The 15,620-nt window shown below is 34.1% G+C and carries 14 protein-coding genes; 9 read left to right on the top strand and 5 right to left on the bottom strand.

Features of this window, described 5'->3' with window-relative positions:
* Positions 1–9: 9 nt before the first annotated feature.
* Positions 10–1,152 (bottom strand): cystathionine gamma-synthase, encoded by a 1,143-nt coding sequence (locus tag GR162_RS16480; protein ID WP_066033362.1) that lies wholly within the window; start codon positions 1,150–1,152, stop codon positions 10–12.
* 104 nt (positions 1,153–1,256) lie between these two features.
* Between GR162_RS16480 and GR162_RS16475 the strand changes: the two genes are divergently transcribed.
* Positions 1,257–2,000 carry a DUF3298 and DUF4163 domain-containing protein gene (locus GR162_RS16475; protein ID WP_160783038.1) on the top strand — a complete coding sequence of 248 codons (744 nt, stop codon included), beginning with the start codon at positions 1,257–1,259 and terminating at the stop codon, positions 1,998–2,000.
* A 162-nt stretch (positions 2,001–2,162) separates the two neighbouring features.
* Here GR162_RS16475 and GR162_RS16470 read toward each other — a convergent pair whose 3' ends face one another.
* Positions 2,163–3,308 (bottom strand): ATP-binding protein, encoded by a 1,146-nt coding sequence (locus tag GR162_RS16470; RefSeq protein ID WP_160783037.1) that lies wholly within the window; start codon positions 3,306–3,308, stop codon positions 2,163–2,165.
* Positions 3,309–3,406: 98 nt separating this feature from the next.
* Positions 3,407–4,165 (bottom strand): SDR family NAD(P)-dependent oxidoreductase, encoded by a 759-nt coding sequence (locus tag GR162_RS16465; protein ID WP_160783036.1) that lies wholly within the window; start codon positions 4,163–4,165, stop codon positions 3,407–3,409.
* Between the two features lie 186 nt (positions 4,166–4,351).
* Between GR162_RS16465 and GR162_RS16460 the strand changes: the two genes are divergently transcribed.
* Complete coding sequence (locus tag GR162_RS16460) at positions 4,352–5,161, top strand: DUF4382 domain-containing protein (RefSeq protein ID WP_160783035.1); 810 nt, start codon at positions 4,352–4,354, stop codon at positions 5,159–5,161.
* A 123-nt stretch (positions 5,162–5,284) separates the two neighbouring features.
* On the opposite strand, the gene GR162_RS16455 is transcribed toward GR162_RS16460, so the two are convergent.
* A complete protein-coding gene (locus tag GR162_RS16455; protein WP_160783034.1) occupies positions 5,285–5,791 on the bottom strand; it encodes a GNAT family N-acetyltransferase in 507 nt (168 codons plus the stop codon).
* A gap of 16 nt (positions 5,792–5,807) precedes the next feature.
* Complete coding sequence (locus GR162_RS16450) at positions 5,808–6,683, bottom strand: aldo/keto reductase family oxidoreductase (RefSeq protein WP_008465325.1); 876 nt, start codon at positions 6,681–6,683, stop codon at positions 5,808–5,810.
* 212 nt (positions 6,684–6,895) lie between these two features.
* Between GR162_RS16450 and GR162_RS16445 the strand changes: the two genes are divergently transcribed.
* The 7 genes from GR162_RS16445 to GR162_RS16415 all read left to right on the top strand — a co-directional run bounded on the left by GR162_RS16445 (position 6,896) and on the right by GR162_RS16415 (position 15,582).
* Positions 6,896–7,900: a MoxR family ATPase gene (locus tag GR162_RS16445; RefSeq protein ID WP_008465328.1), complete on the top strand. Its 1,005-nt coding sequence runs from the start codon at positions 6,896–6,898 to the stop codon at positions 7,898–7,900.
* Positions 7,901–7,979: 79 nt separating this feature from the next.
* Positions 7,980–8,843: a DUF58 domain-containing protein gene (locus GR162_RS16440; RefSeq protein ID WP_160783033.1), complete on the top strand. Its 864-nt coding sequence runs from the start codon at positions 7,980–7,982 to the stop codon at positions 8,841–8,843.
* Positions 8,844–8,961: 118 nt separating this feature from the next.
* A complete protein-coding gene (locus GR162_RS16435) occupies positions 8,962–10,596 on the top strand; it encodes a DUF2207 domain-containing protein (RefSeq protein ID WP_160783032.1) in 1,635 nt (544 codons plus the stop codon).
* Positions 10,596–11,597 carry a VWA domain-containing protein gene (locus GR162_RS16430; protein ID WP_160783031.1) on the top strand — a complete coding sequence of 334 codons (1,002 nt, stop codon included), beginning with the start codon at positions 10,596–10,598 and terminating at the stop codon, positions 11,595–11,597. Before GR162_RS16435 ends, GR162_RS16430 begins: the two co-directional genes overlap by 1 nt.
* Before the next feature lie 206 nt (positions 11,598–11,803).
* Positions 11,804–12,838: a VWA domain-containing protein gene (locus GR162_RS16425; RefSeq protein ID WP_160783030.1), complete on the top strand. Its 1,035-nt coding sequence runs from the start codon at positions 11,804–11,806 to the stop codon at positions 12,836–12,838.
* A 126-nt stretch (positions 12,839–12,964) separates the two neighbouring features.
* Positions 12,965–13,729, top strand: coding sequence for a tetratricopeptide repeat protein (locus GR162_RS16420; RefSeq protein ID WP_160783029.1), 765 nt, complete (start codon positions 12,965–12,967; stop codon positions 13,727–13,729).
* Between the two features lie 107 nt (positions 13,730–13,836).
* Positions 13,837–15,582 (top strand): BatD family protein, encoded by a 1,746-nt coding sequence (locus tag GR162_RS16415; RefSeq protein ID WP_160783028.1) that lies wholly within the window; start codon positions 13,837–13,839, stop codon positions 15,580–15,582.
* The last annotated feature ends 38 nt before the right edge of the window (positions 15,583–15,620 follow it).

Genomic DNA, 15,620 nt, shown 5'->3' with positions numbered 1-15,620 from the left:
TTTCTTTTTTTAAGAAAGTGCTTGTTCCAAATCGGCGATTAAATCTTCTGCATCTTCAATACCAACGCTTAATCGAACCAAATCATCAGTAATACCAACTTCTGCTCTTTTATCTGCAGGAATAGATGCGTGTGTCATTAATGCTGGGTGATTTGCCAATGATTCTACTCCACCTAAAGATTCAGCAAGAGTAAATACTTTCAGTTTTTCTAAAAATGAGATAGAATCTTCTTTTTTACCTGATTTAAAATCGAATGAAACCATTCCGCCAAAAGCTTTCATTTGCTTTTTAGCAATTTCGTGAAAAGGATGATTCTTTAAACCTGGATAATAAACCGTTTTAATTTTAGGGTGATTGCTTAAATACTCAACCACTTTTTCTCCATTTTCACAATGTCTTTGAACTCTTAAAGCTAAAGTTTTAATTCCTCTTAAAACCAAAAAGCTATCCATTGGTCCAAGAGTTGCTCCAGTTGCAAACTGCTGGAAATGCAATTGATCTCCAAGCGCTGCATCTTTTACAATTAAAGCTCCGGCAATAACATCTGAATGTCCGCCTAAATATTTTGTTGCAGAATGCATTACAATATCTGCGCCTAAATCTAAAGGTTTTTGTAAATATGGAGTCGCAAAAGTATTATCTACAGCAAGAAGAATTTTTTTCTCTTGAGTAATTTTAGCTATTTCCTGAATATCTGCCAATTTCATTAGCGGATTGGTTGGCGTTTCTACCCAGATCAGTTTCGTATTTTCGTTGATTAAACTTTTTAATTTTTCGATATTCGTCATATCAACAAAATGAAATTTAATACCTGAATCTTTGTAAACACGAGAAAACATTCTGTATGTTCCGCCATACAAATCATCCATTGCAATAATTTCGTCGCCAGCTTTAAAAGATCTTAAAACACAATCTGTCGCGGCAAGACCAGAAGAAAATGCCAATCCGCGAGTTCCGTTTTCAATACTTGCCAAAGCGTCTTCTAAAGCCGTACGTGTCGGATTTGAAGCTCTACTGTATTCGTAATCTGCCAAAGGCTTTCCTGGGCTTGTTTGCACAAATGTTGAAGTCTGATACACTGGCGGCATAACTGCACCTGTACTTGGATCATGATGTTGTCCTCCGTGTATTACTTTTGTATTGAATTTCATATAGTTATAAATTTAAATTCCTTAATTCTTTTACAAATTTACCGCTTAATTTATTTTATCGCGACACAACTTCTTACCTTTGTAGATAATTAACACTTTTTGATATGAAAAATTACTTATTTATAATCTTTTTGTGTTTGATTTTTACAAGTTGCAAAAAAGAGCTGTCATTTGAAAATGAAACCTTTGAAGAGAAATCTACTATCCCGTGCTCGAATGACTGCCCAAAAATCACGATAGAAGTTCCAATTGCTAAAAATATTAAAGTAACATCAGACAGCATTAATAAAAAAGTCTTTGCTGTTATAAAAGAGATTGTATTTTTCGAAGAAGATTCCGTCAAAGTCGATGATTATAAATCATTGGCAAAATCGTTTATTGCTTCATACGAAGAAATGCATCAGAAATTCCCAAATGATACTTTTGGTTGGGAAGCCAAAATTATTGGAAATGTCGAATTTCAATCTGATCAGGTATTAAACCTTAAAATTGATCATTATACTTTTACTGGAGGTGCTCACGGTTATCAAGGCTATCGATCGTTATTATTCGATAAGAAAACAGGAAAAACCATTTTCAATAAACAGTTGTTTAAAAACGAAAATGAGTTTAAAGCTTTCGCTGAAAAAACATTTAGAGCAAAATATAAAATTCCAGAAAAAGCCAATATTAATGCTACAGGGTTAATGTTTGAAAATGATAAATTTCAACTTCCTCAAAACATCTTTTACACCTCAGCCGGTTTACTTTTATATTACAACTCATACGAAGCCGCATCGTATGCAGACGGTCCAAAAGAACTTTTATTTCCGTATGAAGAAGTAAAAAAATATTTGAATTTTCAATAGAAAAAAATAAATCAAGCCATTTAATTTGGTTCCTGTATATCGTAGAGATGCACTGCAGTGCGTCTAACACAATCTTTGTCGATATGATGGATTTAGACGCACTGCAGTGCATCTCTACAGAAAAACCTTTGTCACTTTGTTTCTCTGAACCTTTGCATCTTTTTACTGCACATCATACTTCATTTTACGCAAAACCCTCAAAGCCTCTTTAAAAGAAGAATAGATATTTTTATACGGCTTTAAAAGCAATTTTGCGTCGATTAGCTTTTGTCTCGCATCTTCGAAACCATTCAAATAACAAATCATAAAAGTAGAAGGCAGATTTTCCAAATCTTTCATTTCACGCTCAGATAATGACATCTCTTTTTCCAGTTTTCTCAGCAGAGCTATATTAGAATTGTAAATATGATGTAGCATTTTCCTGTTGAATTCTGGTGGCTGAAAAAGCATTTGACGGTCAATTTTATAATAACCATTGTCAAAAAAATGAATGGTTTGCTCTTCTAACGGATAATAACTCGTTTTGTCATTCAACCCTAAAGGGACATATTCTGTGATGGTAAAAGTATTATCATTATAATCTATTGTAACAACGTCTTGAGCAGAATAAAAAAGCTTAATCTGTTCGTTTATCAATTCAATATCGACACGCGACAAATACGTTTTATCACGCAGTTTTTTTGGAACTCCAGCCCAGCATATTACAAACAGTTCTTTGAAAACATAATATTTTGGAGACATATCTTTATGCCTGAAATTCATAAAATCAATAACACCATCTAAAGTATATTGAATACTGTTTCGAGAACTATTTTCAATTCCAATTACCGTTTCTGTATTTTGATTGCTTTTTTCGATTTCCTCGTGTTCTTCTAAAGGAATAGAATTACTGCCACGTCTTATAAAAATGCTATTGGCCAAAATGGTATGAATTCCTTTTTTAAAGTAAGAGATTTTACTTTTGGGTTTTATAGTAACCAGACCGACTACTTTGTCTTTGGGAAGGTTTGGAAAAGGGACGTTTTCGTATTGAATTTTTGGGGGATTTTCTAAAAAAGCGTTAACTAGATTCTGAATTCGGCTGTCATCAAAGAAATCGTCCCCTACAATTTCATTATCCTGATCTTCTACCCCAACTACGATATAAGAATTATTGTTCGGATTGGAATTGGATAATGCGCAAATATGCTTTAAGAACTTTCCTTTTCCTTCTCTGGAATGAAGATTCAATTGCCTTTTCTTATCATAAAAACTGCTTTCGTCATTATGAGCGAGGAGATTTTTAATTAAAAGGCGCTTATTAATCATTTTTCTCAGATTATTTAGACTGACTTAGATTTTTAGACTTCTTAGATTTCAATTATAACCAACTTCAAATCTAAGAAGTCTAAGATAGTCGAAAAATTTTAAGCCAGGCTCTTTTTAACAATTGTCGAAGATGCTTGAGCCGTACTCATGACAACCAAATCTGCAATATTTACATGATACGGTCTTGAAACCACAAAATGAATAATATCGGCAATATCTACTGCCTGTAATGGATCAAATCCTTTGTACACATTTGCTGCTCTTTCGACATCTCCTTTAAAACGGACTTCGCTGAATTCTGTTTCTACCATTCCTGGATGAATGCCTCCAACTCTAATGCCAAACGGATTCAAGTCGATTCGCATTCCTGCCGTGATGGCATCCACCGCATGTTTAGAACCGCAATATACATTCCCGTTTGGATACACTTCTTTTGCTGCAGTTGATCCAATATTAATGATGTGCCCAGACTGTCTTTTAACCATCTGCGGAATTATTGCTTTTGACACGTACAAAAGTCCTTTTACATTAATATCAATCATTGCATCCCAATCGTCTAAATCCCCATTTTGGATCGGATCTAAACCATGAGCATTTCCTGCATTATTAATTAAAACGTCGATTGTGGCAAAATCGTTTGGCAAAGCACCTATTTTTTCCAGCACATCTTCTTTATCGCGAACATCAAATGCCAAAGAATGCACTTCTGTAAAAGCAGAAAGTTCGTTTTGAAGTTTTTCTAAACGGTCTATACGTCTTCCGCAAAGCACCACTTTAAAATTGTTTTTTGCTAAAATCTGAGCAGTTGCTTTTCCAATTCCGCTCGTAGCACCAGTAATTAAAACTGTTTTTTTCATTCTATATTTATTTTTTGCCACTCACTAAAAGTAGCATATCAATTTTGCGATTTAGTTTCTTGAACAATATAACAAACCAAGCTTTTCTTAAGATTTGATTAATTTCAATACAAAATTACTGTATAAATACACTAAATAGATTCTGTTTTTCGTTATTAATTTACTAATTTTTAAAAAAACAAATTTATGAAAAGTACAAACCTCAAATTTAGAATTTTTCTCTTGGCTTCATTATCTACCCTATTACTAGCAAGCTGTAGCAGTAGCGATGGTAATGATGGCACACAAACTTCAAAAGTAAGTGTAAGAATGACAGATGCACCTGGCGATTACGATCAGGTAAATGTTGAAGTTTTAGACGTTAAGATTAAAAGTAATTCTGAAACTGGTGAAGACGGATGGGTAAGTATTGGAAACATAAAACCTGGAGTGTACAATTTATTGGATTTAACTGGCGGTGTAAATGTGCTTTTAGCAGATAATGAAGTGCCTTCAGGCTATCTAGGTCAAATTAGATTAGTTCTTGGAGACAAAAATACTGTTGTTAAAGATGGTGTAACTTATCCTTTAAAAACACCAAGTGCTCAACAATCAGGTCTAAAATTAAAAGTCAACCAAACATTGACAGCTGGTGCAACTTATGACTTTTTATTAGATTTTGATGTAGAGCATTCTGTAGTTGTAGAAGCTGGTGGTTCTGGCAACTTCAATTTACATCCTGTAATCAGAGTATCTACAACTGCAACATCAGGAATAATCAAAGGACTAGTAACGCCTTTCTCTTTCCAATCTTTAGTATCTGTTCAAGTGGGAGACACAACTGTTTCAGCATATACAGATGAATCAGGAGCGTTTCAGCTAAATGGTATTCCAGCGGGAACTTATTCTGTAACCATTACACCAGATGCTAGTTCGCAATTGCCTGCACTGGTTGTTCCTAATGTAGTAGTGGTAAATGGGCAAATCACAAACATGAACACGCTCACTTTACAATAAAACTTTAAAAACTAAAAAAAAGCAGCTATCCTAAAAGATAGCTGTTTTTTTTATGGCTTTTTAGAATTAGCTATTGTTGCACAAATAGTCTTGTGAAAATTTCTAATCTGTGGCAAAATATTTTTAATTCTTATTTTCCCATTCGTTTAAATTCAACACCATATTGAGCGCCGTCCAAGTTTCTCCATCAACTTCTCTTAGGTATTTTTTATCGGGATTAATCTTAAACCCAACTTTTTCATAACACTTTTGAGCTCCAACATTAAAGTCAAAAACATTCAATTCAATGTTTCTTTCCTTCCTGTTTTCTAAAATATATTGCAGCAATAAAATTACCATTTGCTCACCAAGCCCTTTCCCTCTCTGATTTTTATCCATAATTAAGATTCGACCTAACTTTGCAAAACCCTCATAAAAATAAATCTCACAATGTCCAATAGTGTTTCCATTAGAAACATCTGCAACTCTAAAAGCAATTCTATTTTTATCAGAAAGTGTTTTATCTATTTGGCTTTCCGTTAAGGGAAAAGTGAATTCTGGTCCGCCAAATTGCATTAAATCTTTTGCGTTTTTGACAGAATTAATCAATTCAGAATAATCTTTTTTCTCAAATTTTTCTAGGTGTATCATTTTTCAGAATAGTAAATTAAGGCACATCGTCGCCCATGCTTTCTGTCCAAATAGCAAACCAGTCTTCTTTGTCCATTTCTAATTCAACCGCTTTTGATAAAGATTGAATTCGAGCAACGTTAACCGTTCCTGCAATAGGAATAACTTTTGCCGGATGTTTTAAAATCCATGCTAATAAAAGTGTATCTGCTCCTAAATGATATTTTTCTAATAAAGTTGAAAACAGTTTTTTCAAACGGCGTGTCTGTTTGGTATCTTCCCTAAAAACAGTTCCAAGCGGATTCCATGACAATGGACGAATTCCGTTAGTCTGCATATAATCCAAACTTCCGTCAAGCATTGGCTCGTAATGCGTTGCCGAAAATTGCACTTGATTATAGCTAACTTCTGTTTTCTGGCGAATCAATTCTGTTTGCGAACTGGTAAAGTTTGAAAGACCAAAATCAATAATTTTCCCTTCTCCTTTTAACTTCTCAACTGCTTCTGCAATTTCATCAGCCTGCATTAACGGACTTGGTCTGTGGAGCAAGAAAACATCTACATAATCTGTTTTCAAATTCTTCAAAGAAGTTTCTACAGACTTAATGATATAATCTTTAGAATAATCATAATGTTTAATTTTGTTTTCAGGGCGTTTTTCAGCAATCATCTGAATGCCGCACTTGGTAATTAGTTGTAGTTTTTCACGATCAATTTTACTGGCGTGAAAGGCTTTTCCAAAATCGGCTTCGGTCGTATACGAACCGTAAATATCCGCGTGATCAAAAGTCGTAATTTTGTTTTCGATACTTACCTGTATCATGTTTTCCATTTCTTTGGTTGTAAGGTTTTTATCCCAAACTCCCCAATTCATAGTGCCCGATATTATAGGCGATAAGACTGTTTTGCTCATAATAATTATGCGTTATTTTTGGTAATAATTATGCTTTAATAAAACATAATCATCAAAGTTCTTAAAAATATAAAAATAGATTCACAATTAGTCCTTAAAATTAGGTCATTGGTCGAAGTTTTAACCATTCTTTAACATCTTACTTCTCAAAAAATATTCAATTTGCACTCTCAAAAATTAGGCGTAAAAATCAAGGTTTTAAAAATATTTATATGGAAGAAAATACAACGACTTTAGACATTAGAGCGATAAATGAAAAAATTGAAAGAGAAAGTGCTTTTATAGACCTTCTTACAATGGAAATGAACAAAGTTATTGTGGGTCAGAAACATATGGTCGAGCGTCTATTGATCGGATTACTTGGACAAGGGCATATTTTATTGGAAGGAGTTCCAGGTCTGGCAAAAACTTTAGCCATCAATACGCTTTCTCAAGCGGTTCAGGGTTCTTTCAGCCGTATCCAGTTTACGCCAGATTTACTGCCTGCCGATGTTATCGGAACCATGATTTACAACATTAAAGCAAACGAATTTTCAATTAAAAAAGGACCGATTTTCGCCAATTTCGTACTTGCCGATGAGATTAACCGTGCTCCAGCAAAAGTTCAATCAGCACTTTTGGAGGCAATGCAGGAGAAACAAGTTACAATTGGAGATTCTACATTCAAATTAGATCGTCCTTTCTTGGTATTAGCAACGCAAAACCCTGTTGAGCAAGAAGGAACATATGCACTTCCTGAAGCCCAAGTTGACCGTTTTATGCTAAAAACTGTTATTGATTACCCAAAAATTGATGAAGAGCGTTTTGTAATTCGTCAAAACTTAAAAGGATCTTTCGAAAAAGTAAATCCAGTGGTTTCTGTTGACCAGATTTTACGTGCGCAAGAAGCGGTTCGTGAAGTTTATATGGATGAAAAAATCGAGAAATACATCTTAGATATTATTTTCGCAACACGCTACCCAGAAAAATACAAATTAGCCGATTTAAAACCGCTTATCAGTTTTGGAGCTTCTCCTCGTGGAAGCATCAACTTGGCTAATGCTGCTAAATGTTATGCTTTTATCAAACGTCGTGGATATGTAATTCCAGAAGACGTTCGTGCAGTTGTTCACGATGTGTTACGTCACAGAGTTGGAATCACTTACGAAGCAGAAGCGGAAAACATCACTTCTGTAGACATTATCAACAAAATCGTTAACGAGATTGAAGTACCTTAAAAAGTTGATGGTTGATCGTTTTTTGTTGATGGTTCAAACCCCATCAGCCAACAACCATAAACCATAAACCAAATCAAAAATGGATACAAAAGAGCTTTTAAAAAAAGTACGGAAAATAGAAATCAAAACGAAGAGACTGAGCAATCATATCTTCTCGGGAGAATATCACTCTTCATTTAAAGGACGAGGAATGACGTTTAGCGAGGTGCGTCAATACCAATACGGAGATGATATTCGTAACATCGATTGGAATGTAACCGCACGCTACAACGAAGCTCACGTTAAAGTATTTGAAGAAGAACGCGAATTGACTATGGTTTTAATGGTTGATATTTCGGGTTCGGAATCTTTTGGTTCTAAAAATCAATTTAAAAAAGACATCGTAACCGAAATTGCGGCAACGATGGCTTTTTCGGCTACACAGAATAATGATAAAATTGGTTTAATACTATTTTCTGATACTGTAGAATTATATATTCCTCCCAAAAAAGGACGTTCGCATGTACTTCGTATCATTCGCGAATTGATTGAATTTGAACCAAAAAGCCATAAAACCGATATTGCTCAGGCATTAAAATTCTTGTCTGGAACTCAGAAAAAGAAAGCCATCATTTTTATGATTTCTGATTTCATGTCTGATTCTTACGAACATACTTTAAAAATCGCTTCTAAAAAACATGACATTACAGGTGTTCGTGTGTATGATGTTCGCGAAGAAAAAATTCCAAATTTAGGAATGGTAAACATGCTGGACGCCGAAACTGGAAAAATTCAATTGGTTGATACAAGTTCAAAAGCCGTTCGCATGAATTACGAAAAGCACTATCAGGAGAAACTAAATTACTTTAAAGACACCTTTCGTAAATCTGGGGCAGGAATTGTAAATACCAGAGTAGACGAAAATTACGTTACTAAACTATTAGGCTATTTCAAATCACGATAAAATATAATTTTAGATTGCAGATTTTAGATTTTAGATTTTTTAAAATTGAGAATTTAAATTCTGATAAATTAATGCCATTAAGCAATCATTTTAGACTAAAATCTGAAATCCAAATCAAATGAAATTTAAACTTTATATATTTTTATTTTTACTTACTTCTACTGTTTTTGCTCAAAAACAAGTAGAAACTAGTATTGATACCACCAAAAACAAGATTGGTGCCGAGTTCAAGCTGACACTTAAAACGGTGGTAACTTCAACATCAAAAGTTGAATTTCCGAAACTTAAAAGTATTGGTCCGTTAGAAGTTATTCAATCGTATCCGATAGATACGGTAAAGAAAGATGCTACTAATTACGAACTCATAAAAAAATATGGTTTAACACAATTTGATTCTGGACGTTATACAATTCCAAGCATTAAGATTTTAATAGACAAAAAGCCTTTTTATAGTGACTCTATTAAAGTTGAAGTTGCCAACGTAAAAGTGGACACTTTACAGCAGAAAATGTATGACATCAAAGATATTACATCGGCTGATGAAGGAATGGGAAATTGGTGGATTTATGTTTTAATTGCTTTAGCAATTATCGGAATTGGAGTTTTCGTTTATTGGTACGTTAAAAAACGCCAGCTGAAAAAAATCGAAGAAGAAGTTTATAAAACGCCAATTGAAAAAGCGACTAGTTTATTAAACAACCTAGAACAGAAAGAACTGGTTCAAAAAGGTGAAATTAAGGAATATTATAGCGAATTGACCGATATCGCTAGAAATTATATTGAAGAAGCGATTCATATTCCAGCAATGGAAAGCACCACTTCTGAATTGATTCAGGCTATCAGAATAGCATCGACTCAAAAGAAAATGACGCTTACACCAGAAACGGTTGAAAATCTAGAACGTGTTTTACGTCAAGCCGACTTGGTAAAATTTGCGAAATCAAAACCGCTTGATTTTGAAATTACTGAAGATAGAAATAAAATTCAGAAAGTAATTTTGACACTTGACAAAGCAATTCCGACAGAAGTTCCAGAGGATATAGAAGATCAATTATTGAACGAAGCACAAAGACAAAAACAAATTCAGGCACAGCTCAAAAAACAGCGCAATGCGAGAATCGGTTATGCAGTTGGAGCTATCATACTTTTATTGTTTGTTACAACAACTTTCTTTATTGTTACCAAGGGTTTCAATTATGTGAAAGACAACATAATTGGTCATCCTTCGAAAGAATTATTAGAAGGTGAATGGGTAAAAAGCGCTTACGGAAATCCAGCTGTTCTTATTGAAACTCCAAAGGTTTTAAAAAGAATGGACGCACAAAAAGTGTTTCCAAAAGAAGCGATGGCGCTTATCAAAGAAATGCAGCTTTTTGCATACGGAAGCATGATTGACAATTTCTATGTAACCGTTTCTACATCTAAATTCAAACAGCCAACCGATATAGATTTAAGCAAAACTCTTGAAGGAACTCTTAAAATCATTGAAGCTCAAGGCGGACAAAATATTATTGTAAAACAAGAAGATTTTCAGACAAACGAAGGCATTCAGGGAATAAAAGGTTATGGAACTATGACTGTTTTGAATCCAGCAACCAAAACGAGTACAAAAGCATATTATGAATTGTTGCTTTTCAAACAGGATCAAGGTTTACAGCAAATCATGATTTTACACGAAGAAGGCGATACTTATGCAAACGAGATTACAACTCGAATCTTAAATTCTGTTGAACTTCAAAGAGCAAACAACTAATGAGCAAGATCACTTTTTTAAATCCAGAATTTCTTTGGTTGTTTCTATTAATTCCGATTGCGATAATATGGTTTTTCTGGAAACGCAACCAGCAGTCGGCTACCTTAAAAATGAGTTCGACAGCAGGATTCCAAAACAGCGAATCGTTTTGGACAAAATTCAAACCTGCTCTATACGTTTTTAGAATTTTAGCTTTGAGTTCGCTAATTATAGCATTGGCAAGACCAAGAACAGTAGACATTAGCAATCAGACCAAAACAACAAAAGGAATTGATATTGTCATGGCAATTGACGTTTCTGGATCGATGCTGGCAAAAGATTTAAAGCCAAATCGTATGGAAGCTTTAAAAAGAGTTGCTGCAGATTTCGTTGAAGAAAGACCAAATGATAGAATCGGATTGGTTTTGTATGCTTCTGAAGCATATACCAAAACTCCAGTTACAAGTGACAAAGCCATTATTCTTGAGGCCATAAAAGGCATTAAATATGATAATGTTTTACAAGACGGAACAGGAATTGGAATGGGATTGGCAACAGCTGTAAATCGTCTGAAAGACAGTAAAGCAAAAAGCCGTGTTATCATTTTGCTTACCGATGGTGTTAATAATGCTGGTTTTATTGAACCAGAAACAGCATCTGATATTGCAAAACAATACGGAATTAAGGTGTACACGATTGGTCTTGGAACAAACGGAATGGCAGAATCTCCATACGCATACGCTCCAAATGGCGGTTTCTTATTCAAAATGCAGAAAGTTGAAATCGATGAAAAGTTAATGAGAAGCATTGCCAAAAAAACCGATGGAACTTATTTTAGGGCAACAAGCAATGCTAAATTAGCAGAAATATATAACTCAATCAATAAACTGGAAACGACAGAAATTCAGGAATTGAAATTCTACGATTATGACGAAAAATACAGGTTTTTTGTTTTATTTGCAGGCTTTTTATTATTGCTCGAAATTGGATTAAGAAATACGGTTTATAGAAGCTTTATTTAATATTTTAGTCGCAGTCACAGTTTACAGTTAATAGCTGAAAAAACTGTGACCGAAAACTGCGGCTGAGAACAAGAATTAAAAAATCCCAAAAATAAAATTCCAAATAACAAATTGGAATTTGGGATTTTTAAAATTAGAGTTTAAAACAAGTTTGGAATTTGGAATTTATCTCAGCATTATTTGAGATTGGAATTTTAAAAATATTTATGGAATTAGACGAAAAAAAATATTTATATCTCTTACTACTTATCCCGATTGTGGTATGTATTTTTCTTTTCAACATGTATTGGAAAAGAAGAACACAGCGCGAATTTGGCGATTTGGAAATGGTAAAAAGATTGAGTCCCGAGAAATCGGTTTTTAAACCAGTTTTAAAAATCGTAGTGATTCTACTGGCTCTTACTTGTTTGATTATCGGTTTGGTAAATCCGAAAATCGGTACGAAGATGGAAACCGTAAAACGAGAAGGTATTGATATTGTTTTTGCTGTCGACGTTTCTAAAAGTATGCTGGCAGAAGACGTTGTTCCTAGCCGTTTGGAAAAAAGTAAACAGCTGGTTTCTCAAATTATTAATAATTTAGGAAGTGACAGAATCGGAATCGTAGCTTACGCAGGAAGTGCTTTCCCTGTTTTGCCCATTACATCAGATTACAGCGTTGCCAAAATGTTCTTGCAAAGCATGAGTCCAGGAATGGTTTCATCTCAAGGAACATCTTTGGACGAAGCGATTAAATTGTCTTCGACTTATTTTGATGAAAAAAGCAAAACCAGCAAATTATTAATCTTGATTTCTGACGGTGAAGACCATTCTGAAGGCGCAGCGGCAGCGGCAGAAGAAGCCAATAAATTGGGAATGAAAATTATCACAATTGGTGTCGGGACAGAAAAAGGAGGAACAATTCCGTTAAAAGAAAATGGCCTTGTAAGAGGCTATCAGAAAGATCAAAACGGAGAAACCGTAATAACCAAATTAAATCAAGAAGGTTTAAAAACAATTGCAAAAGCAACAAAAGGCGGTTATGTTTACGGTGGAAGCACAAAAGAAGTTTTAGAATATGTCAAAAATGCTTTAAACAATATTCAGAAAACTGAATTTGAAGCTACACAAATGGCCGAATTTCAATCGCAGTTTCAATGGTTTATCGGATTTGCGTTTTTATTGCTTTTCCTAGACATTTTCTTATTAGAAAGAAAAACAAACTGGATCAAAGAGTTGGATTTATTTAATGAAAAGAAATAAAAAAGTTAGCCACTAATTGCTCGAATTTACACGAAAGACAATTATTTAATTTGTGAGATTCAAAAAAAAATGAAAAAAAATTAGTGCCAATTAGTGAAATTCGTGGCGAAAAAAAATAAAACTAGAATGAAAAATTTACTTCTTTATATTTTACTAACCGTTTCTTTTGCAGTTTCTGCACAAGAAAAAGACAAATCATTGCCTGTTGGGAATGAAGAATATAAGCAGAATAAATTTACTGATGCTGAGGCAAACTATAGAATTTCGGAATCAAAATTTCCTAAAAAATCTGCAGCGGCCTATAATTTAGGAAATACCATTTATAGACAAAATCAGATTTCGGAAGCTAAATTTGCTTACGCGAAAGCGATAAAAAATGCTAAAACAAGACCTGAAAAACACAAAGCTTATCATAATCTTGGAAACACTTTCATGAAAGAGAAAGATTATACTCAAGCAGTTGAAGCATACAAACAAGCACTTCGTAACGACCCAACCGATGAAGAAACACGTTACAACTATGCTTACGCAAAACAAAAACTAAAAGAAAATCCTCCTAAAAACGATAAGAACAAAGATAAAAACAAGGACAAAGACAAGAATAAGGATAAAAATAAAGACAAGAACAAAGACAACAATAAAGATAAAGACAAGGATAAGAAAGACGATAAAGGCGATCAGGACAAAGACAAAAAAGATGGTAAAAATGATCCTAAGCAAGATGATAAATCTGACAACCAAGGACAGCCAAAACCCCAGCCTGGAGGAATATCAAAAGAGCGTGTTCAGAATTTATTAGATGCGGTGAATAATGAAGAAAAGAAAATTCAGGACAAAGTAAACGCTCAGAAAGTAAAAGCAAATCCTAAGAAAACAGAAAAAGACTGGTAAAATTTGGTTAATCGTTTAACCGTTAATTTGTTTATTTTGATCCAAACAATACGATTAAACAAAATGACGATTAAACGATTAAACATTAAAAAACGACTAAACATTAAATGAAAAGATATTTAATTCTATTTCTACTCACTTTTCAAGGATTGATGGCTCAGGTGCAATTTGAAGCCAGAGTCAGCAAGAATACACTTGGACTAAACGAAAGACTTCGCATTGATTTCATTATGAATGTTGACGGAGATAATTTCGAACAGCCTTCTTTTGATGGATTTAAAATGGTTGCCGGACCAAGCCAGCAGATCAGTCAGTCTTGGATTAATGGCCGAAGCTCTTTTCAAAAAATATATTCTTATATCATACAGCCTGAGCGAAAAGGATCTATCACAATCAAACAGGCCGCAATAGAATTTAATGGCCAAGTTTACAAAACCAATCCGATAAAGGTTACCGTAACCAATGCAGTAGCGCAAGAAAGAGATCCGAACGACAGACCACAAGGATCTGGAAATGAATTACTGAATCTAGTTGCCGAAATCTCAAAAACAAATCCGTACTTAAACGAACCGATTACAGTCGTTTACAAATTGTATTTTAATAATATTGGCGTTACCGGCTTTAAAGAACTGGCAAAACCTAAATACAATGATTTCTGGAATCAGAACATTGATATCAAACAACTTTCTGTACAACAAGGATCTTATCAAGGGCAGCAAGCTTATTATGTAATCTTGAAAAAAGTGATTTTATATCCGCAGAAATCAGGAAAACTCACTATTGAACCTCTTTCTCTAGATATTGGTGTACAATTGCCAACAAATCGCCGTGATATGTTTGGTCAAATGATCATTACAGAAGATAATAAAGTAGTTTCTGCTGGAGCAAAAACAATTAATGTAAGACCACTTCCTGAAAGCAGCAAACCTGAAGGATTTACTGGTGCTGTCGGAAGATTTAATTTTACTGTTACTCCATCAAAAACAACACTTAAAAATGGTGAAGGTCTTGATTTAGTGGTGAGCGCACAAGGAACAGGAAACATGAAGTTATTTACGCTTCCAAAACCGGTTGTTCCTAATGCATTAGAAATGTATGACCCTGTTCACGATGAACAAGTGACCAATTCGCTGAACGGCATGTCTGGAAGAATTACGGACAAATATACTATTGTACCGCAATACAGAGGAAAGTATGCTATAAAACCAATGCAGTTTTCGTATTTTGATTTGAGTACTGGCACTTATAAAACCATCACTTCAAAAGAAATTATGATTGATGTTTTGGACGGGCCAACACCTGCTGAAGCAAATACAGGAACGGCTGCTAAAAATGTTGTGGCCAAAGCAGATGAATTCAAGAACATTAAATCTAAAACAGCATTAATTCCGATTGAGAAAAAAGATTTTTATGATTCTAGTCTGTATTTAGGATTATTGTTCGCACCGTTTATCATTATTCCGATTATCATTTTAGCGAGAAAGAAAAAAGAAGCTATGGATAATGATGTTACTGGAAACAGAATTAGAATGAACAATAAGCTGGCGAAGAAATATTTATCGCAAGCGAAGAAACATCTTAACAATAAAGAACCTTTCTATATCGCATTAGAAAAAGCAATGCATAATTTCTTGAAAGCAAAATTGCATATTGAAACTTCAGAAATGAGCAAAGACAATATTAGAGAATTGCTATTGTCTAGAAACGCAAATGCAGAAACGGTTCAGAATTTTATTGCTTTGACTGAAAACTGCGAATTTGCACGTTATGCGCCAGCTTCGAGCGCTTCGATTCAGCAGGATTATGATAAGGCTGTTATGATTATTTCTGAACTAGAAAAACAGATTGTTTAAACGTAATAAAACAAAACCTAACAGGTTTTAAAAACCTG

Origin of the sequence: Flavobacterium sp. HBTb2-11-1, from assembly GCF_009826975.1 — a bacterium.
Classification (GTDB): domain Bacteria; phylum Bacteroidota; class Bacteroidia; order Flavobacteriales; family Flavobacteriaceae; genus Flavobacterium.
This window is presented reverse-complemented; position numbering and strand designations above follow the sequence as displayed.